This is a genomic window from Burkholderia glumae LMG 2196 = ATCC 33617 (assembly GCF_000960995.1).
Classification (GTDB): Bacteria; Pseudomonadota; Gammaproteobacteria; order Burkholderiales; family Burkholderiaceae; genus Burkholderia; species Burkholderia glumae.
Map to the genome: position 1 here is coordinate 43552 of NZ_CP009435.1, position 18967 is coordinate 62518.

The 18967-nt window shown below is 67.8% G+C and carries 18 protein-coding genes and 1 pseudogene; 12 read left to right on the forward strand and 7 right to left on the reverse strand.

Annotated elements, in window-relative coordinates; genetic code table 11:
- Nucleotides 1-22: 22 nt before the first annotated feature.
- Entirely contained in the window at nt 23-1555 is a 1533-nt protein-coding gene (locus tag KS03_RS12770; RefSeq protein ID WP_015876546.1) for a SulP family inorganic anion transporter, read from the forward strand.
- A gap of 84 nt (nt 1556-1639) precedes the next feature.
- Here the strand turns inward: KS03_RS12770 and KS03_RS12775 are convergent, their stop codons facing one another.
- From KS03_RS12775 to KS03_RS12800, 6 genes are all read right to left on the reverse strand, one after another.
- A complete protein-coding gene (locus KS03_RS12775; RefSeq protein WP_015876547.1) occupies nt 1640-3184 on the reverse strand; it encodes a 2-isopropylmalate synthase in 1545 nt (514 codons plus the stop codon).
- Nucleotides 3185-3457: 273 nt separating this feature from the next.
- Entirely contained in the window at nt 3458-4321 is an 864-nt protein-coding gene (gene pssA, locus KS03_RS12780; RefSeq protein WP_015876548.1) for a CDP-diacylglycerol--serine O-phosphatidyltransferase, read from the reverse strand.
- A gap of 17 nt (nt 4322-4338) precedes the next feature.
- Nucleotides 4339-4983, reverse strand: a complete 645-nt coding sequence (locus KS03_RS12785) for a phosphatidylserine decarboxylase (protein ID WP_015876549.1) — start codon at nt 4981-4983, stop codon at nt 4339-4341.
- A 120-nt stretch (nt 4984-5103) separates the two neighbouring features.
- A complete protein-coding gene (ilvC, locus tag KS03_RS12790) occupies nt 5104-6120 on the reverse strand; it encodes a ketol-acid reductoisomerase (RefSeq protein WP_015876550.1) in 1017 nt (338 codons plus the stop codon).
- An 88-nt stretch (nt 6121-6208) separates the two neighbouring features.
- Entirely contained in the window at nt 6209-6700 is a 492-nt protein-coding gene (gene ilvN / locus KS03_RS12795) for an acetolactate synthase small subunit (RefSeq protein ID WP_015876551.1), read from the reverse strand.
- A 117-nt stretch (nt 6701-6817) separates the two neighbouring features.
- Entirely contained in the window at nt 6818-8581 is a 1764-nt protein-coding gene (locus KS03_RS12800; RefSeq protein ID WP_015876552.1) for an acetolactate synthase 3 catalytic subunit, read from the reverse strand.
- Nucleotides 8582-8916: 335 nt separating this feature from the next.
- Here KS03_RS12800 and KS03_RS12805 point away from each other — a divergent pair, with 335 nt between their 5' ends.
- The 11 genes and pseudogenes from KS03_RS12805 to KS03_RS12855 all read left to right on the forward strand — a co-directional run bounded on the left by KS03_RS12805 (nt 8917) and on the right by KS03_RS12855 (nt 18496).
- Complete coding sequence (locus tag KS03_RS12805) at nt 8917-9480, forward strand: RNA polymerase sigma factor (protein ID WP_015876553.1); 564 nt, start codon at nt 8917-8919, stop codon at nt 9478-9480.
- Nucleotides 9477-9902, forward strand: a complete 426-nt coding sequence (locus tag KS03_RS12810) for a DUF3619 family protein (RefSeq protein ID WP_015876554.1) — start codon at nt 9477-9479, stop codon at nt 9900-9902. Before KS03_RS12805 ends, KS03_RS12810 begins: the two co-directional genes overlap by 4 nt.
- A 29-nt stretch (nt 9903-9931) precedes the next feature.
- The gene (locus KS03_RS12815) at nt 9932-10717 is read left to right on the forward strand and encodes a DUF3106 domain-containing protein (protein ID WP_045678832.1); all 786 of its coding nucleotides are present in this window, start codon (nt 9932-9934) and stop codon (nt 10715-10717) included.
- Nucleotides 10714-11229, forward strand: coding sequence for an RDD family protein (locus tag KS03_RS12820; RefSeq protein WP_015876556.1), 516 nt, complete (start codon nt 10714-10716; stop codon nt 11227-11229). The genes KS03_RS12815 and KS03_RS12820 overlap by 4 nt, the downstream gene beginning before the upstream one ends.
- 318 nt (nt 11230-11547) lie before the next feature.
- The gene (locus KS03_RS12825; protein WP_015876557.1) at nt 11548-12483 is read left to right on the forward strand and encodes a UDP-2,3-diacylglucosamine diphosphatase; all 936 of its coding nucleotides are present in this window, start codon (nt 11548-11550) and stop codon (nt 12481-12483) included.
- Nucleotides 12484-12527: 44 nt separating this feature from the next.
- Nucleotides 12528-13562 carry a glycosyltransferase family 4 protein gene (locus KS03_RS12830; RefSeq protein ID WP_015876558.1) on the forward strand — a complete coding sequence of 345 codons (1035 nt, stop codon included), beginning with the start codon at nt 12528-12530 and terminating at the stop codon, nt 13560-13562.
- A gap of 8 nt (nt 13563-13570) precedes the next feature.
- The gene (locus KS03_RS12835) at nt 13571-14128 is read left to right on the forward strand and encodes a diacylglycerol kinase (RefSeq protein WP_015876559.1); all 558 of its coding nucleotides are present in this window, start codon (nt 13571-13573) and stop codon (nt 14126-14128) included.
- A gap of 195 nt (nt 14129-14323) precedes the next feature.
- Nucleotides 14324-15037, forward strand: coding sequence for a TetR/AcrR family transcriptional regulator (locus KS03_RS12840; protein ID WP_015876560.1), 714 nt, complete (start codon nt 14324-14326; stop codon nt 15035-15037).
- Nucleotides 15034-15618 carry an LOG family protein gene (locus tag KS03_RS12845; RefSeq protein WP_015876561.1) on the forward strand — a complete coding sequence of 195 codons (585 nt, stop codon included), beginning with the start codon at nt 15034-15036 and terminating at the stop codon, nt 15616-15618. The genes KS03_RS12840 and KS03_RS12845 overlap by 4 nt, the downstream gene beginning before the upstream one ends.
- 76 nt (nt 15619-15694) lie before the next feature.
- Nucleotides 15695-16273, forward strand: a pseudogene (locus tag KS03_RS29940) (SDR family NAD(P)-dependent oxidoreductase).
- A gap of 357 nt (nt 16274-16630) precedes the next feature.
- Nucleotides 16631-18496, forward strand: a complete 1866-nt coding sequence (locus KS03_RS12855) for an ArnT family glycosyltransferase (protein ID WP_015876562.1) — start codon at nt 16631-16633, stop codon at nt 18494-18496.
- Between the two features lie 34 nt (nt 18497-18530).
- Here KS03_RS12855 and KS03_RS12860 read toward each other — a convergent pair whose 3' ends face one another.
- Nucleotides 18531-18947: a group II truncated hemoglobin gene (locus KS03_RS12860; RefSeq protein WP_015876563.1), complete on the reverse strand. Its 417-nt coding sequence runs from the start codon at nt 18945-18947 to the stop codon at nt 18531-18533.
- Nucleotides 18948-18967: the final 20 nt, after the last annotated feature.

Here is an 18967-nt window from a genome sequence, read left to right on the forward strand (position 1 = left end):
CGCCCAGCCCTGTCCCGAGATCATGAATCCACGCACCTTCCTTTCCACGTTTCCGCGCGACGCCGTTGCCGGCACCGTGGTGTTCCTCGTCGCGCTGCCACTGTGCCTCGGCATTGCCAATGCCTCCGGCGTCGAGCCATTCGCGGGGCTCGTCTCCGGCATCATCGGCGGCCTCGTGGTCGCGCTGCTGAGCGGCTCGTCGCTGTCCGTGAGCGGCCCCGCGGCCGGCCTTGTCGTAATCGTCGTCGACGGCATCGCGCAGCTCGGCGGCTTCCCGGCCTTCCTGCTCGCCGTCGCGCTGTCGGGCCTGCTGCAGCTGGGCCTCGGCCTGCTGCGCGCGGGCCGGCTCGCGGCCTACGTGCCCTCGCCGGTGATCAAGGGCATGCTGGCCGCGATCGGCCTGCTGCTGATCGTCAAGCAGGTGCCGTTCGCGCTCGGCCTGCACGGCGGCACCGCGCCGTTCAGCGCGCATGCGCTTGCCGCCGCCGCGCTCGCGCTGGCCTCGCTCGCGCTGCTGGTGGCCTGGGATTCGGGCGCGCTGCGCCGCTTCGCGCTGGTCCGCAACGTGCCGGCGCCGCTCGTGGTGGTGGTGCTCGGCATCGCCGTGACGCTCGCGCTCGATGCACTCGCGCCCGCCTTCGCGCCGCCCGCCGAACACCGCGTCGCGCTGCCGGCACTCGATTCGCTCGCCGCGCTCGACGGCGCGCTGGCGAACATCGAATTCGGCCCTCATTTCGCTCAACTCTGGAATCCGGCGGTCTGGCGCGTGGCCATCACGCTCGCGATCGTCGCCAGCCTCGAAACGCTGCTCTCGCTCGAAGCCGTCGAACAGATCGATCCGAAGCGCCGCGCACCGTTGCCGGACCGCGAGCTGAAGGCGCAGGGCATCGGCAACCTGGTGGCGGGCGTCGTCGGCGGCCTGCCGATCACCTCGGTGATCGTGCGCAGCTCGGTCAATGTCCACGCCGGCGCGCAAAGCCGAATCTCGGCCGTGGTTCACGGCGTGCTGCTGCTCGCCAGCGTGTTCCTGCTGACCGAACTCATCAATCTGATTCCGCTCGCGACGCTCGCCGCGATCCTGATCCACACCGGATTCAAGCTCGCGAAGCCGGCGCTGTTCGCGGCCGTGGCCCGGCAGGGACCGGCGGCGTTCGCGCCGTTCGTGGCGACCATCGCCGGCGTGCTGGCAATCGACCTGCTGGCCGGCATCGGACTGGGCATCGTCTGCAGCGTGCTGGCCGTCGCGCTCGCGAACCTGCGCAACCCGGCCACGCTCGCGCGGCACGACGACCATTACTTGCTGACGTTTCGCAAGGACGTGTCGTTCCTCGGCAAGGTGCGCGTGAAGCACGACCTGCGGCAAATCCCGGATGGCGCGGTGGTGATCATCGACGCGACGCGCGCCGACTATCTCGATCACGACGTGCGTGAGCTGATCGACGCGTTCGTCGCCGAGGCGCCGGCGCGCGGCATCAGCGTGGACTATCGCCAGCCGGCGCGCTCGCGCGACGGGAGCTGGCGCTTCGGCGCGCTGCGCAGCCCGGCGCCGCAATAACGCGCCCCCAAACGACGACGCCCCACGCGGCCGGCGGCAGCGTGGGGCGTCGTATCGTTGCGCCGCCGGGCCGGCGGCCCGGCATCAGGACAGCTGCGGGTTCAGCTTGTCGATGTTCGAATGCAGCTTGCTCAGCGCCGACAGATAGGCCTTCGCCGACGCGGCGACGATGTCGGGATCGGTGCCGACGCCGTTGACGATCCGGCCGCTCTTGGAGAGCCGCACGGTCACCTCGCCCTGCGCCTGCGTGCCGGTCGTGATCGCGTTGACCGAATACAGCACGAGCTCGGCGCCGCTGCCCACCTCGGTCTCGATCGCGTTGAAGGTCGCGTCCACCGGCCCGTTGCCGCGCGCCTCGCCCGTCACCTCGCCGCCATCGGCGGCAAACACGACCTTCGCATGCGGCTGCTCGCCCGTCTCCGAGCGCTGCGCCAGCGACACGAACTTGTAGTGCTCGGGTTCGTGCGCGAGCGCCGCTTCCTCCGAGACGATCGCGATGATGTCCTCGTCGAAGATCTCGGCCTTGCGGTCCGCAAGATCCTTGAAGCGCATGAACGCGGCGTTCAGTTCGCCCTCGCTGTCGAGCGATACGCCGAGCTCCTGCAGGCGCTGCTTGAACGCGTTGCGGCCGGACAGCTTGCCGAGCACGATCTTGTTGGCGGTCCAGCCCACGTCTTCGGCGCGCATGATCTCGTAGGTGTCGCGCGCCTTCAGCACGCCGTCCTGGTGGATGCCCGAGGCGTGCGCGAACGCGTTCGCGCCGACCACCGCCTTGTTGGGCTGCACGACGAAGCCGGTGATCTGCGAGACCAGCTTCGAGGCCGGCACGATCTGCGTGGTGTCGAGGCCGACGTCGAGCCCGAAGTAGTCGCGGCGCGTCTTCACCGCCATCACGATCTCCTCGAGCGAGGTGTTGCCGGCGCGCTCGCCGAGGCCGTTGACGGTGCATTCGACCTGACGCGCGCCGCCGATCTGCACGCCGGCCAGCGAGTTCGCCACCGCCATGCCCAGGTCGTTGTGGCAGTGAACCGAGAAGATCGCCTTGTCCGAATTCGGAATGCGCTCGCGCAGCGTCTTCACGAGGTTGCCGTAGAGCTCGGGCACGCCATAGCCGACCGTGTCGGCGATATTGATGGTGGTCGCGCCCTCGGCGATCACGGCCTCCAGCACGCGGCAGAGGAAATCCATGTCGGAGCGGCTGCCGTCCTCGGGCGAGAACTCGACGTCGTCGGTGAACTTGCGCGCGAAGCGCACGGCAAGGCGCGCCTGCTCGAACACCTGGTCCGGCGTCATGCGCAGCTTCTTCTCCATGTGCAGCGGCGAGGTGGCGATGAAGGTATGGATCCGGAAGCGTTCCGCCGGCTTCAGCGCGTCCGCCGCGCGCTGGATGTCCTTGTCGTTGGCGCGCGCGAGCGAACAGATCGTGCTGTCCTTCACGAGCCCCGCAATGGTGTGGATCGCGTCGAAATCGCCGTTCGAGCTGGCCGCGAAGCCGGCCTCGATCACGTCGACCTTCATCCGCTCGAGCTGTCTGGCGATACGGATCTTCTCTTCCTTCGTCATCGACGCGCCGGGCGACTGCTCGCCGTCACGCAGGGTCGTATCGAAAATAATCAGCTTGTCGGTCATGGGGGCTCCGGGAATCTTATGGGTGAAACCAAACGATGTAGGTCGCGCCACCGCTGGCGACGCTCGACAATCGACGAAGCTCGACGGGGGCGATGACGGTCAGCGCGGCCGGCGCGCCGACGCCGCCGCGCATAGGGGCGCGGCGGCTTGAAGGAAGGAAAGGCGGGAAAACAAAAACATGGCGGGCAATATAGCGGCATTCCCGAACGCATGCAATCGGGCGCCCTGCCGAGCCGGGGCGCGCGTCCTGGCCGGCCAGGACGCGGCCGAGTGTCAGGACTTGGCCGAGCGCGCCGGGTTGGCGCGGCCGCGAATCGCCATGTAGGCCCAGAACACGTAGCCGGACAGGCCGTACAGCACGAACAGGCCAAACAGCATCAGCGGCGGATCTGACGAGACGAGCACGAACGCGACCACTACCAGCAGGATCGCCGCGAACGGCACGCGGTGCCGCACGTCGAGCGCCTTGCCGCTGTAGAACGGCGCGTTCGAGACCATCGTCACGCCCGCGTAGATGGTCAGCACGAACGCGACCCACGGCAGCCAGCCGAGCTTGAGCGGCACGCGGTTGTCGGTGGCGAGCCAGACGAAGCCGGCGATCAGCGCGGCCGCGGCCGGACTCGGCAAGCCCTGGAAAAAGCGCTTGTCGACCACGCCGATGTTGGTATTGAAGCGCGCGAGCCGCAGCGCGGCCCCCGAACAGTAGACGAAGGCGGCGAGCCAGCCCCAGCGGCCGAGGTCCTTGAGCACCCACTCGTACATCACGAGCGCCGGCGCGACGCCGAACGACACCATGTCCGACAGGCTGTCGAACTGCTCGCCGAAGGCGCTTTGCGTATGGGTCATGCGCGCGACGCGGCCGTCCATGCCATCGAGCACCATCGCCACGAAGATCGCGATCGCCGCGACCTCGAAGCGCACGTTCATCGCCTGCACCACGGCGAAGAAGCCGCAGAACAACGCGGCCGTGGTGAACGCGTTCGGCAGCAGGTAGATGCCGCGCGTGCGCAGAAACTGCTGGCGCGCGGCGCGGCGCGGCTCGGCACTCGACGTATCGGCGCCGAGCGCCTTGTTGTGGCGGAACGAGCGCGGCAGAGACTTGCCGTTGCGCGGCCGGCGCGGTTTGAATGCAGCCAATCGAGCCTCCCTGCCGCTTACAGCGGCAATTCAGCGAGAATCGTGGACGATGCGCTGACTTTCTCACCGATCGATACGCGGGCGCGGCTGCCGACCGGCAGGTAGACGTCCACGCGCGAGCCGAAACGGATGAAGCCGTAGCGCTGGCCTCGCGTGAGCGGCTCGCCGGCGCGCACGTAGCAGAGGATCCGGCGCGCCACCAGCCCGGCGATCTGCACCGAGGTGACGAGGTGGTCGCTGCCCGTATGGATCACCACCGCATTGCGCTCGTTCTCGGTCGAGGCCTTGTCGATCGCCGCGTTGAGGAACGCGCCCGGGAAATACTCGACCTTGGTGACGGCGCCGTCCACCGGCGAGCGCTGCGAATGGACATTGAACACGTTCATGAACACGCTGATCTTGAGCGCCTCGCGGTTCGCATACGGATCGTGCGCGGTCTCGACCGCGACGATCCGTCCGTCGGCCGGGCACAGCACGGCGTTGGCCTGGGTCGGGATCGGCCGGGCCGGATCCCGGAAGAACTGCACCACGAAGATGAGCAGCAGCCAGAACGGCCAGGCGAGCCCGAACCCCGCGATTGCATGGATCAACAGCGCGACGACGGCAGCGATCGCGATGAACGGCCAGCCTTCGCGCGCGATGATCGGATGAGGATAGTTCATGGAGTGGTTCGTTGGATTGCAAAGCCCGTAGCATAACAAAAGCCGCCCGAAGCACTGCGGCCTTCGGGCGGCTTTTCCTGAACCGGTCCGCGAAAACGGGACCGGCCATTCGGCGCGGGCTTAGTTCTTCGACTGGTCGACCAGCTTGTTCTTCGCGATCCACGGCATCATCGCGCGCAGTTTCGCGCCGACCTGCTCGATCTGATGCTCGGCCGTCAGGCGGCGGCGCGACTGCAGCGTCGGGGCGCCGGCCTTGTTCTCGAGGATGAAGCTCTTCGCGTACTCGCCCGTCTGGATGTCCGTGAGGACCGCCTTCATGGCCTTCTTGGTCTCGGCCGTGACGATGCGCGGGCCCGTCACGTACTCGCCGTACTCGGCGTTGTTCGAGATCGAGTAGTTCATGTTCGCGATGCCGCCTTCATAGATCAGGTCGACGATCAGCTTCAACTCGTGCAGGCACTCGAAGTAAGCCATTTCCGGCGCGTAGCCCGCTTCGACCAGCGTCTCGAAGCCGGCCTTGATCAGGTCGACGGTGCCGCCGCACAGCACGGCCTGCTCGCCGAACAGGTCGGTCTCGGTCTCTTCGCGGAAGTTCGTCTCGATGATGCCGGCACGGCCGCCGCCGTTGGCTGCCGCGTACGACAGCGCGATGTCGCGTGCCGCGCCCGACTTGTCCTGCGCCACGGCGATCAGGTGCGGCACGCCGCCACCTTGCGAGTAGGTGCCGCGCACCGTGTGGCCGGGGGCCTTCGGCGCGATCATGATGACGTCCAGATCCGCGCGCGGGATCACCTGGCCGTAGTGGACGTTGAAGCCGTGCGCGAATGCCAGCGCGGCGCCCTGCTTGACGTTGGCATGGACTTCCTTGGCATAGACCTCGGCGATCTGCTCGTCCGGCAGCAGCATCATGACGACGTCGGCGCCCTTCACGGCGTCAGCGACTTCCTTGACGGTGAGGCCGGCGTTCTCGGCCTTGCTCCACGACGCGCCGCCCTTGCGCAGGCCGACCGTCACGTGCACGCCGCTGTCCTTCAGGTTCAGCGCGTGGGCATGGCCTTGCGAGCCGTAGCCGATGATCGTGACTTGCTTGCCCTTGATGAGGGAGAGATCGGCGTCCTTGTCGTAGAAAACTTTCATGATGGTTCCTTCGCAGTGCAATGATATGTTCAATGAGTGAGATCACCGGGGCATGACGGCGCCACCGGCTTCGTTCGATACGGCCGCATCAGACCTTCAGGATGCGCTCGCCGCGACCGATGCCCGAGCTGCCGGTACGCACGGTCTCGAGAATCGCGCCGGCGTCCAGCCCCTGGATGAATGCGTCGAGCTTGTCACTCGCGCCCGTCAATTCGATTGTGTAGGTTTTTTCGGTCACGTCGATGATGCGGCCGCGGAAGATATCCGCCATCCGTTTCATTTCTTCGCGTTCCTTGCCTACCGCTCGCACCTTGATCAGCATCAGCTCCCGTTCGATGTGGGCACCGTCGGTCAGGTCCACCACTTTCACCACCTCGATCAGGCGGTTCAGATGCTTCGTGATCTGTTCGATCACGTCGTCGGAGCCGATGGAGACGATGGTCAGACGCGACAGCGAATGGTCTTCGGTCGGCGCCACCGTCAAGGTTTCGATGTTGTAGCCGCGTGCCGAGAACAGGCCGACGACGCGCGAGAGCGCGCCCGGTTCGTTTTCCAGCAGCACGGAAATGATGTGTCTCATGTTCGCTTGTTCCCGATAGGTCTCGACTGATTCAGTTCGAATGCGCGGCGCGCGCCGCCCGGCACCGGCCGCCCTTCGTGAAGGCGGCGGTGCGCGGCGCGGCGTGCGGCGGCGCCGTTACAGATCTTCCGATCCGAGCAGCATCTCCGTGATGCCCTTGCCGGCCTGGACCATCGGCCAGACGTTCTCGGTCGGATCGGTCTGGAAGTCGAGAAATACGGTGCGATCCTTGAGGCGCAGCGCTTCCTTCAGCGCCGGCTCCACATCGGCGGTTTTTTCGATGCGCATCCCGACATGGCCGAACGCCTCGGCGAGCTTCACGAAATCGGGCAGCGCGTCCATGTACGAATGCGAGTAGCGCTTGCTGTATTCGATCTGCTGCCACTGGCGAACCATGCCGAGATAGCGGTTGTTCAGCGAGATGATCTTGACGGGCGTGTCGTACTGCTTGCAGGTCGACAGTTCCTGGATGCACATCTGGATCGAGCCCTCGCCGGTGATGCAGACGACGTCGTCGTCCGGATGAGCCATCTTGACGCCCATCGCGGCGGGCAGGCCGAAGCCCATGGTGCCGAGGCCGCCCGAGTTGATCCAGCGGCGCGGCTTGTCGAAGCGGTAGAACTGTGCGGCCCACATCTGGTGCTGGCCGACGTCCGAGCAGACATAGGCATTGCCGCCCGTGAGCCTCCAGAGCGTCTCGACCACGTGCTGCGGCTTGATGATCTCGCTCTCGCGGTCGTACTTCAGGCAGTCCTTGGCGCGCCAGCCCTCGATGTCCTTCCACCACTGCGCGAGCGCCTCGGTGTCCGGGCCGTGCTCGGCCGTCTGCAGCTGCTCGATCAGTTCCTTGAGCACTTCCTTCACGTCGCCGACGATCGGGATGTCGACCTTGACGCGCTTGCTGATCGACGACGGATCGATGTCGATATGGATGATCTTGCGCGGACGCGACGAGAAGTGCGCCGGGTCGCCGATCACGCGGTCGTCGAAGCGCGCGCCGATGGCGATCAGCACGTCGCAGTGCTGCATCGCCATGTTGGCTTCGTAGGTGCCGTGCATGCCGAGCATGCCGAGAAACTTCGGATCGGAGGCGCGATAGCCGCCGAGCCCCATCAGCGTGTTGGTGACCGGGTAGCCGAGCAGGTCGGCGAACTGGTTCAGCTCGCGCGCGGCCTCGGCCAGGATCACGCCGCCGCCGGTGTAGATGTACGGGCGCTTGGCCGACAGCAGCAGCGACACGGCCTTGCGGATCTGGCCGGAATGGCCCTTGGTGACCGGGTTGTACGAGCGCAGCGAGACGTTCTTGACCGGCGCGTACTCGCACGGCATCTTCGACACGTCCTTCGGAATGTCGATCAGCACGGGGCCGGGACGGCCGGTGCGGGCGATGAAGAACGCCTTCTTGACGGTTGCCGCCAGCTCGCGCACGTCCTTCACGAGGAAGTTGTGCTTGACGCAGGGGCGCGTGATGCCGACCGTGTCGCATTCCTGGAACGCATCCTGGCCGATTGCCGCGGTCGGCACCTGGCCGCTGATCACGACGAGCGGCACCGAATCCATGTAGGCCGTGGCGATGCCGGTGACGGCGTTGGTCACGCCCGGGCCGGACGTGACGAGGCAGCAGCCGACGTTGCCGGTCGAGCGTGCGTAGGCGTCGGCCGCATGCACCGCCGCCTGTTCGTGGCGCACGAGCACGTGCTGGACCTTGTCCTGCTTGTAGAGTTCGTCGTAGATGTAGAGAACCGAGCCGCCGGGATAACCCCAGATGAATTCGACGTTCTCGTCGGCCAGTGCCTTCATGAGCACGGTGGCGCCGATCGAGTCGCTCGACGGGGCAGAAACGGGTTCCGACGTGGAGAATTCCGCGCTGGGCATGTTCATATTGACCTTTCGAATTTTCGGCAAAAAATTGATCGGGTGCTCTCTGCCGAACTTGTGGCCCGGGTTCAAGCGGCGCGTCCAGTTGATGAGCTGGCTTCTTGGGCCAGCCTCAAATGTGACCATCACTTATATTGCGAACCGACGACAATATCGTGTCGGCGTCAAGCGGTCAAGGAAAAACGTCCCGCGGGCCGATGCCGAGCCGTGTGCCGAGTTGACGCAACCACGGTCCGGCGCCACGCGACGCGCCGGGCGGCACGAAAATTTGTTAGCATCCGGCCCGTTTACCGAATTTTTCGTCCTACCAGCCCTTCGAGCGCAGACCTTTTCACGGAATGGCATCAGACAAGGAACTCGCCGACTTCCTGGCGGGCGTCGAACGGCGCGCGTTCAAGCAGGCAGCCTACGCGGTGCGCGACGACGACGCCTCGCTCGACATCGTGCAGGACGCGATGATCCGCCTCGCGGAAAAATACGGCGACCGGCCGGCCGCCGAGCTGCCGCTGCTGTTCCAGCGAATCCTGCAGAATGCGATCCACGACTACTTTCGTCGGCAGAAAGTCCGCAATACCTGGGTGAGCCTGTTCTCGTCGCTCGGCAACGCCGACGACGACGAATTCGATCCGCTCGAAACGCTTGATACGGCCGACAACGGCAGCGGCGTGGAAAGCAGCGAGACGCGCCTCGAGCGCGAGCAGGTGCTGTCGCTGATCGACGACGAAATTCGCAAGCTGCCGGCACGTCAACGGGAAGCCTTCCTGATGCGTTACTGGGAAGATATGGACGTCGCCGAAACAGCCGCGGCCATGGGCTGCTCCGAGGGCAGCGTCAAGACGCATTGCTCCCGGGCCACGCACACCTTGGCCCAGGCGCTCAAGGCCAAAGGAATCACGCTATGAGCTCCGCTCCCGAACTCAAAGAACTCGAATTCGCCCTGAAGGTCCGCCGCGCGCTGGACGAGCGCGCCGCGTCGCTGCCGCAGCCGGCCGCCGACCGGCTCGCCGCCGCGCGCCGTGCCGCGCTCGCGCGCAAGAAGCCCGACGCCGGCGTGGTGCTGGTGCCGGCCCTGGCCGGCGCGGTCAGCAGCGGCCTCGGCCGCGCACACGGACCAGCGCCGCGCCCCGTCTCGCTCGCGCGCCGGATCGCACGCGCCCTGCCGCTGGCGGTGCTGCTGGCCGGCATCGCCGGCATCGCCTACTGGGAAAACCAGCAGCACACCGCCGAGCTCGCGGACATCGATGCCGCGATGCTGAGCGATAACCTGCCGCTCAACGCCTACCTCGACCACGGCTTCAACGCCTACCTGTCACACACGCGCTGAGCGCGACCACGGAAAGGACCCACGGGGCGATGCAGAAACGGGGATTGGCGATATTTTTCGGGAGCGTGATCGCGCTCGCGATCGCTTACGCGGCCACCTACCCGCGTTTCGAGGAATCGCCCCCGGCCGCCGCCCCGGTCGCGGCACCCACCTCGGCGCCCGCCGGCGTCAGCGCGCCGCAAGCCGCGCCGCAAGCCGCGCAGCCGGCCGGCGGCCTGTCGCTGCCGGGCGGCTTCGCCGGCCTGCCGGCCGACGGCCCGCTGTCGTGGGCGCGCCTGACGCCGCCCCAGCGCGTGGCGCTGGCGCCGTTCGAGCACCTGTGGGACGGCTTCAGCGAAGCGCGCCGGCGCAAATGGCTGAAGATCGCGGCACGTTTCCCGAAAATGTCGGCCGACGAGCAGAAGCGGCTCCATGAGCGCATGACGCAATGGGCCGAGATGACGCCCGAGCAACGGCGCGTCGCGCGCGAGAACTACCAGGTCTCGAAGGACCTGACCGCGCAGGCGCGTGAGCGCGCCTGGAAGGACTATCAGAAGCTGTCGCCGGAACAGAAGGCAAGACTCGCGGCCGCCGAGCGGCACCGGCGCCCGACCGTCGTCAGCGCGCCGCCGTCCGGCAAGAGCGACCGCGACATCAATCGGCTCGTGAATGCGCACGACCGCACGGCAGTCCCGGCGCTCGTGCCGCTCGCACCACCCGCCTCCGGTGCCGCCAGCGCGGTGCCGCCGACCACGGCCGCCTCCGGCACGCTCGCGCCGCCGGCCGAGCGCCCGGTCTGGCCGGCCGACACGCAGTCGATCTACCAGGGATCGTGAGCGCCGCGCCGGCTGCCTCCACGCCTGCCGGGTCCGGTGCGCCGCCGAGCGTGCGACGCCGGCTCGCCGCCCTCCTGTACGAAGCCGTGCTGCTGTTCGGCGTGGTGTTCTTCGCCGGCCTCGCGTTCGCGCTGACGCTCGGCCAGCGCAACGGCCTTGTTCATCACCAATGGCTCGCCGCCTGGATCGCGCTGGTGGTCGGTGCCTATTTCGTCTGGTTCTGGACTCACGGCGGGCAGACCCTGCCGATGAAAACCTGGCGGTTGCGCGTGGTCACCGCCGCCGGCGCGCCGCTCTCGGCCGGTCGCGCGCTGTGGCGCTATTTGCTCGCCTGGCTCTGGTTCGTGCCGCCGCTCGCGCTGCATCCGCTCTTCGCACTGAGCGTGCCGGCGACGCTCGTCGCGAGCGCCGCCTGGATCGTGCTGTGGGCGCTCGCCGCGCGGCTCGACCGCGGCCGGCGGTTTCCGCACGACCGGCTGGCCGGCACGCGCATCGAAGCCGTGCCGCGCTGACGCGCGCGATACCCTTCGCGCGTCCCGCGCCTCGCCGGACGGCCGCGCCGCACGGCGAGCCGCCCCGCAGCCGGACCGTGTGGCAGCCCGCTCCCAGCCGCGGCGCCCCTGTCTTCGAACCGCGCCGAGGGCGGCCGGGAAGCGACGCGACCGGTCTGTCGCGCCGGCACCGTGCGAGCTTCATTTGACCGGCAGCGCGCCCTTGCCTACCGCGTCTTTCCATTTGAAAACGATGTAATAAGAACATTTCGTGACTGTCACGGCATGGTCACGTCCCCATGGCGGAATGCCGGTTATATCAATCGGCGCGAGTCATGCATGGGCCTCAAAACGTCCGCGACTACCTTCTTCCGAGATCCGGCCGGCGCGCACGCAACGGCGGCGGCGTACCTGTCCGGCGCAGCGGTCGGCGAAGCGCTCGCGCCGCCGCCGGCCGGCGTCACGGCCGGTCAGCACGACGAACCGGACGGCCCGTCGCACCGCTATCGCACCATCTGGCTGTCCGATATCCACCTGGGCACGAGCGGCTGCCAGGCCGAGTATCTGCTCGACTTCCTGCGCCACAACGAGTCGGAATACCTGTACCTGGTCGGCGACATCATCGACGGTTGGCAACTGCGCAAGGGCTGGTACTGGCCGCAGGCGCACAACGACGTGGTGCAGAAGATCCTGCGCAAGGCGCGCAAGGGCTCGCAGGTCGTCTATATCCCAGGCAACCACGACGAGGCCGCGCGGCAATTCTGCGACCTCGCGTTCGGCGACATCCAGGTGCGCGGCGAGGCGTTCCATACGACGCTGTCGGGCAAGCGGCTCTGGATCGTCCACGGCGACCTGTTCGACGGCGTGATCCAGCATGCGAAGTGGCTCGCCTATCTCGGCGATACCGCCTACACGCTGATCCTCGTGCTGAACCGCTGGTTCAACCGGATCCGCAGCCGGCTCGGCTTCCAGTACTGGTCGCTGTCGCAGTACCTGAAGCACCAGGTCAAGAACGCCGTGAACTTCATCTCGTCGTTCGAGAACGCGATGACCGACGAAGCCCGTCGCCGCGGCTGCGACGGCGTGGTCTGCGGCCATATCCACAAGGCCGAGATTCGCGACATCGACGGCGTGCTCTATTGCAACGACGGCGACTGGGTCGAGAGCCTGTCCGCGCTCGTCGAGACGATGGAAGGCGAGTTGAAGATCATTTACTGGACGGTAATGCAGTCGCCGCCCGCCACCACCTCGCGCAAGGCCAAGGCCACTGCGTGAGCCTGCCGCCATCCCGCGTCCAGCCCCCTTACAGGAATGCCTGCATGAAGATCATGATCGTCACCGATGCGTGGGAGCCGCAAGTCAACGGCGTCGTGCGCACGCTCAAGAGCACCTCGCGCGAACTGACCGCGCTCGGCCATCGCGTCGAGCTGCTCACCCCGCTCGAGTTCCGCACGATTCCCTGCCCGACCTATCCCGAGATCCGCCTGTCGCTGTTCCCGTATGCGCGGCTACGCGCGCGCATCGACGAGTTCGCGCCCGACGCGCTACACATCGCCACCGAGGGCCCGCTCGGCATGGCCGCGCGCCGCTATGCGCGCAAGCACAAGCTGCCGTTTACGACCGCCTATCACACACGCTTCCCCGAATACGTGCAGGCGCGCTTCGGCATTCCGCTGTCGGCCACCTACCGTTTCCTGCGCTGGTTCCACGGCGCCTCGCTGGCGGTGATGGCGCCCACCCCGGTGGTCAAGCAGGATCTGGAGGCGTTCGGCTTCGACAACGTGGTGCTGTGGACGCGCGGCGTCGACCTCGACATCTTCGAGCCGATGGAGTCGAAGGTGCTGAACACGGCGCGGCCGATCTTCCTCTACGTCGGGCGCGTGGCGATCGAGAAGAACGTCGAGGCGTTCCTGAAGCTCGATCTGCCCGGCTCGAAGTGGGTGGCGGGCGAGGGCCCGGCACTCGCCGAACTGAAATCACGCTATCCTGAGGCGAATTACCTTGGCGTGCTGACGCAGGCGGAGCTCGCCAAGGTGTACGCGGCGGCCGACGTGTTCGTGTTTCCGAGCAAGACCGACACGTTCGGGCTGGTGCTGCTCGAGGCGCTGGCCTGCGGCACGCCGGTGGCGGCCTACCCGGTGACGGGCCCGGTCGACGTGCTTGGCGGCGGCGGTGCCGGCGCGATGAACGAGGACCTGCGCGAGGCCTGCCTCGAAGCGCTGAAGATCGATCGTGCCGAGGCGCGCGCCTGGGCCGAGCGCTTCTCGTGGCGCGCCGCGTCCGAGCAGTTCGCCTCGCACCTGAAGCCGCTGCCGAAAACCGCCAGCTCCCAACCTCAAGGCGCCGCCGTTTGAAACCAGCCATGCGCGCGAAAGCGCCCGCTCCGTCGCCCTCGCCGTTGCGTCGTCCCGCGCTGAACGCCGCCGCGTTCGCGCGCGATCCGCATGCCGAGAACGATTCCCACGATGCGCACGACGGCCCCGACGCGCACGAACCGCTCGGCCCCGACGACCCGCTCGCGCCGCTGCCGCCGAATCCGTACAAGGGCAATCGCGGGCTCACGCGCGCCTGGTACGCGCTCAAGCATTCGGTCAACGGCTTCCAGGTGGCGATCCGCGAGGAAAGCGCGTTTCGCCAGGAGCTGACGCTCGCGGCGATCCTGCTGCCGATCGGCGCGTTCGTGCCGGTCGACGCCGTCTCGCACGCGCTGCTGATCGGCTCGGTGCTGCTGGTGCTGATCGTCGAACTGCTGAATTCCAGCGTGGAAGCGGCAATCGACCGGATCTCGCTGGAGCGCCACGAGCTGTCCAAGCGCGCCAAGGACCTCGGCAGCGCGGCCGTGACGGTCGCGCTATGCGCCTGCCTCGCGACCTGGGGCTTCATCCTGTGGCCGGTGGCCCGGCACTGGCTCGGGCGCTGAGCGCGGCCCCGCGATCGAGGCCCGGTCGCGGGGCCGTCGCTCGTGCCCGGACCGGGATCATGAAATACGCCTGAAAAGCGAACGACCGTTTATAATCGACGGATAGTCTCGATAGAACAGCCAACCGAGCCGGACGAATCCGCAGCATCCTCATGCAGCGCCCCCCAGTCCGGCACACACAGGGCCGGACGACACATGGAAGCGAAACCTCCCCGCCGCACGCGTGAACGGATCCTCGAGCTGTCGTTGAAGCTATTCAACGAGATCGGCGAGCCGAACGTGACGACCACGACGATCGCCGAGGAAATGGAAATCAGTCCAGGCAATCTGTACTACCATTTCCGCAACAAGGACGACATCATCAACAGCATCTTCGCGCAGTTCGAGCAGCAGATCGAACGGCGGCTGCGCTTTCCCGAAGATCATCGTCCGACCATCGACGAGACCTGGTCCTATCTGCAGTACATGGCCGATTTCATGTGGACCTACCGGTTCCTGTATCGCGACCTGAACGACCTGCTGGCCCGCAACCGCACGCTCGAAACCCACTTCAAGCAGATCATCAGCCACAAGGTGCGTTTCGCGCGCGAGATGTGCGAGCTGCTGGTGTCCGACGACGAACTGGTCGCGACGCCGGCCGAGATCGAGGTGATCGCCACCAACATGGGCGTGATCGCGACCTACTGGCTCTCGTATCAATACGTGATGCATCCGCGCAAGTACAACGACCAGGATGCGATCCGCGACGAGCTGCACCAGGTCAGCATGCACGTGATCTCGGTGATGGCGCCGTACCTGCGCGGCCGTTCGCGCCAGATCTTCGACGATCTCGTCTCGGGCAAGCTGCCCAAGCGACAATTCCATGATTACCTGCCGCCGCGCGGCGCGCAGAAGGACGCCAAGCCATGAAATCGGTCTGCGTCTATTGCGGTTCGGCCTCGGGCGTGCGCGGCGTGTATGCCGAAGCGGCGCGCGGCTTCGGCCAGGCGTTGGCCGCGGCCGAACTCACGCTCGTGTACGGCGGCGGCCGCGTCGGGCTGATGGGCATCGTCGCCGACGCGGTGCTGGCCGCCGGCGGACGCGCGATCGGCGTGATCCCGCAACTGCTGCTGGACAAGGAAGTCGGCCACCAGGGGCTGACCGAACTGCATGTGGTGCCCGACATGCACCACCGCAAGAAGATGATGGCCGACCGGTCGGACGCGTTCGTCGCCATGCCGGGCGGCGCCGGCACGCTCGAGGAGTTCTTCGAGGTGTTCACCTGGGCGCAGCTCGGCTACCACCGCAAGCCGGTCGCGCTGCTCAACGTCGAGGGCTTCTACGATCCGCTCGTGGCGATGTTGCGGCATACCGTCGACGAGGGCTTCATGGCCAATCCCTATCTCGACTCGCTCTGCATCGACACGACGGCCGGTGGCCTGCTCGACCAGCTGCGCCGCTATCGGCCGCCCGCGCGAGACAAGTGGCAACCGGCGGCCGAGGCGCCCTGAGGCGCGCCGCCCTCCTCGCCGCGCCCGACCAGTGCGCGGGTCTTGCCCGCCAACCCGGCCCAGGCGCCGCGCCCCGATGTCCGTCCCGCTCGACCAGAGCGTCCTCGTGACGGGCGCGAGCCGCGGCATCGGGGCCGCCATCGCACGGCTCGCCGCGGCGCGCGGCTGAGCTGTCGGCGTCAACTACGCGCGCGACGCGCAGGCGGCCGGCCGTCGCCGAGGCGATCCGCGCCGCCGGCGGGCGTGCCGCCACGATTCGCGGCGACGTGGCCGTCGAGGCCGACGTGATCGCGATGTTCGATGCCGTCGAGGCCGAACTCGGCCCGCTCGACGCGCTCGTCAACCATGCCGGGATCGTCGCGCCGCCGCAGCCGCTCGCCGAGATGGACCTCGCGCGGCTCAGGCGCGTGTTCGACGTCAACGTGCTGGGCGCCTACCTCTGCGCGCGCGAGGCCGCCCGGTAGCCGCCCACCGATCGCGGCGCACGCGGCGCGCGATCGTCAACGTCTCATCGCTCGCTGCACGGCTCGGCGCGCTCACGCCGATCGGCCGGCCGGGTCGGGCCGACGAGGTGGCCGAGGCCATCGTCTGGCTGCTCGGCGACGGCCCGTCCTATGTGATCGGCACGCTGGCCGACGTAGGCGACGGCCGCTAGCCGGCATACCCACCACGAGTTCGCCGGCCGAGAGCCGCCGTCAGCACCGCCCCTGCCTGGCGCCGAAACGCCGAAACCGGCCGCTCGCGCCGTCTCGAAGCCATGACACGTCCACCGATTCACCGTCGACGGCTCCCGCGCTGTCGCACAAAAACGACGCGCGCAAACGTGCAATCGACAAATTTGCACACGCTCGAAAAATTCTCACACTGGCACGACAGTTTACGTAACAAGTGGTAATAAAAACGTGCTTTACTAGGGCCATCGTGGTATCCGCCGCGTTTCGCCTCCCCACGGCAATCCTCACCAACCGGCCGAAGTCGCTGGCTGGGCAACCGATTTCTGAGACGTTCTTCGATGCAGGGACCCGCAACTCCCGGCGGTGCGCGCTCGTCCGCACCCGCCCCCTTTCGTCATACCAAAGGCTCGGAGCGCCCACCCGCCGGCAAGACAAGCGCCACCACCCAGGCCGCAATGCCGCTCGCCGACCACGCCTGGCCGCGCGTGCAGGCAGCCGCATTCGCGCTGACCGGGCTGCGCGTCTGGCTGCTGGTCGCCACGGTGGCCTGCGCGTATCTGCTGCCCGGCATCCTCGGCCACGACCCTTGGAAGCAGGACGAGACCTACACGTTCGGCATCATCCAGCACATGCTCGACACCGGCGACCTGATCGTGCCGACCAACGCCGGCCAGCCGTTCCTCGAGAAGCCGCCGCTCTACGATTGGACCGCGGCGGCGCTGGCCAAGCTGTTCGGCCGCTACCTGCCGCTGCACGACGCGGCGCGGCTGGCGAGCGCGCTGTTCGCTGCGCTCGCGTTCGGCTTCATGGCCCGCGCCGCGCGCATTGCGAGCGGCGCGCGGCGCTGGTTTGATCTCGACGTGATCGGCCCGGTTGCGCTCTGCGCGGGCACGCTGGTGGTGGTCAAGCACGTCCACGACATGATGACCGACGTGGCGCTGATGGCCGGTACCGCGATCGCGTTCTCGTCGCTGCTCGAACTCGTGACGGCCCGCTGCGGCGGGCGCCCCGCGGGCCGCTTCGCGGCGGCCGGCTTCGGCGCGGGGGTCGGCATCGCGCTGATGACCAAGGGCCTGTTCGTGCCACTGGTGTTCGGCGCGACGCTCGCGGCACTGCTCGTGCTGTATCCGGCCTGCCGCAGCCGTGCGTTCTTCCGCTCGCTAGGCGTGGCCGCGCTGGTGTTCGCGCCGTTCGCGCTGATCTGGCCGATCGCGCTGCTGCTGCGCTCCGAGACGCTGTTCATGACTTGGTTCTGGGACAACAACGTCGGCCGCTTCTTCGGCTTTTCGGTGCCGCGTCTCGGCGCCGAGAACGATAAGCCGCTGTTCATCTGGCGCGCGCTGCTCACGGTCGGCTTCCCGGTCGGCCCGCTCGCGGCCTGGGCGCTCGCCGCAGGCCGCTGGCGTGCCTGGCGCGTGCCGGCCGTCGGGCTGCCCGCGCTGTTCGCGGGCATCGGCATGATCGTGCTGCAGATGGCCGCCACCTCGCGCCAGCTCTACATCCTGCCGTTCATCGCGCCGCTCGCGCTGTTGGCGGCGGACGCCGTGGCCCGCCTGCCGACGCGGGTCGCGCGCGGCTGGGACTACCTGAGCCGCGTGCTGTTCGGCGCGGCGGCCGGCCTCGCCTGGTACATCTGGTCGATCGTCACCTCGTACCACGCGTCGCGCGAGCCGATTCGCTGGCTCGGCCGCTGGCTGCCGCTCGACTGGACCGCGCCGCTCGAGTTGCCGTTCACGCTCGCCGCGGTGGCACTGACGATCGGCTGGCTGTGGCTGCTGCCGTCGCTGCGCACGACCGGCAAATGGCGCGGCGCGCTATCGTGGGCGACCGGCGTGCTGCTGGTGTGGGGGCTGATCTTCACGCTGCTGCTGCCGTGGCTCGACGCCGCCAAGAGCTATCGCTCGGTGTTCGCGAGCCTCGACCGGCAGCTCAAGCCGCAGTGGAGCGAAGGCGATTGCATGGCGAGCCTCGGGCTCGGCGAGTCGGAAGCGCCGATGCTCTATTACTTCACCGGCATCCAGCACCGGCCGGTCGCCAACCCCGCCGACACGGCCTGCACCTGGCTGATCGTGCAGGGGCTGCGCGCGGTCACGCCGGAGCCCGGCGCCGAGTGGCAGCCGTTCTGGTCGGGCGCGCGGCCCGGCGACGACAAGGAGCTGCTGCGCGTCTACGTGCGCACCCCGCAAGGCGGCGCCAAGCCTTGAGCCAAGCGGCGCGAGCGCCGCGCCGCCGCACGCCTCAACCCGGTCGATTGCGCATCCAGTCGGCCGTATCGTAGAACGAATGCATGAGCCGCTCGCGCAGCGGCGCCGCCAGCCCGATGTCCTCCATCGCCCAGGCCATGCAGCGCAGCCACTGGTCGCGCTCCGACGAGCCGATCGGGAACGGCAGGTGCCGCGCGCGCAGCCGCGGATGGCCGAAGCGGCTCACGTAATGGTCGGGGCCGCCCAGCCAGCCGCACAGGAACCAGAAGGTCTTGTCGCGCGAGCCGTCGAGCGAGGCCGGATGCAGCGCGCGGATTCCCGCGAACTCGGGTTCGAGATCCATCAGGTCGTAGAAGCGGTCGATCAGCTCGCGCACGCGCGCCTCGCCGCCCACCAGGTCGAACGCGCTCGGCTTCGCCTGCGCGCTGTCGTCGGTCACATCGTCGGTCATACGGGAAACCGGAATTCGGG

Coding starts and splice junctions, on each gene's coding strand:
- KS03_RS12785 (WP_015876549.1), bottom strand. CDS start 4,983: ATGAACTATCCTCATCCGATCATCGCGCGCGAAGGCTGGCCGTTCATC.
- KS03_RS12800 (WP_015876552.1), bottom strand. CDS start 8,581: ATGAACATGCCCAGCGCGGAATTCTCCACGTCGGAACCCGTTTCTGCC.
- KS03_RS12835 (WP_015876559.1), top strand. CDS start 13,571: ATGCGCGCGAAAGCGCCCGCTCCGTCGCCCTCGCCGTTGCGTCGTCCC.
- KS03_RS12770 (WP_015876546.1), top strand. CDS start 23: ATGAATCCACGCACCTTCCTTTCCACGTTTCCGCGCGACGCCGTTGCC.
- KS03_RS12805 (WP_015876553.1), top strand. CDS start 8,917: ATGGCATCAGACAAGGAACTCGCCGACTTCCTGGCGGGCGTCGAACGG.
- ilvC (WP_015876550.1), bottom strand. CDS start 6,120: ATGAAAGTTTTCTACGACAAGGACGCCGATCTCTCCCTCATCAAGGGC.
- KS03_RS12825 (WP_015876557.1), top strand. CDS start 11,548: ATGGGCCTCAAAACGTCCGCGACTACCTTCTTCCGAGATCCGGCCGGC.
- KS03_RS12860 (WP_015876563.1), bottom strand. CDS start 18,947: ATGACCGACGATGTGACCGACGACAGCGCGCAGGCGAAGCCGAGCGCG.
- KS03_RS12810 (WP_015876554.1), top strand. CDS start 9,477: ATGAGCTCCGCTCCCGAACTCAAAGAACTCGAATTCGCCCTGAAGGTC.
- KS03_RS12815 (WP_045678832.1), top strand. CDS start 9,932: ATGCAGAAACGGGGATTGGCGATATTTTTCGGGAGCGTGATCGCGCTC.
- KS03_RS12840 (WP_015876560.1), top strand. CDS start 14,324: ATGGAAGCGAAACCTCCCCGCCGCACGCGTGAACGGATCCTCGAGCTG.
- KS03_RS12845 (WP_015876561.1), top strand. CDS start 15,034: ATGAAATCGGTCTGCGTCTATTGCGGTTCGGCCTCGGGCGTGCGCGGC.
- ilvN (WP_015876551.1), bottom strand. CDS start 6,700: ATGAGACACATCATTTCCGTGCTGCTGGAAAACGAACCGGGCGCGCTC.
- KS03_RS12855 (WP_015876562.1), top strand. CDS start 16,631: ATGCAGGGACCCGCAACTCCCGGCGGTGCGCGCTCGTCCGCACCCGCC.
- KS03_RS12830 (WP_015876558.1), top strand. CDS start 12,528: ATGAAGATCATGATCGTCACCGATGCGTGGGAGCCGCAAGTCAACGGC.
- KS03_RS12775 (WP_015876547.1), bottom strand. CDS start 3,184: ATGACCGACAAGCTGATTATTTTCGATACGACCCTGCGTGACGGCGAG.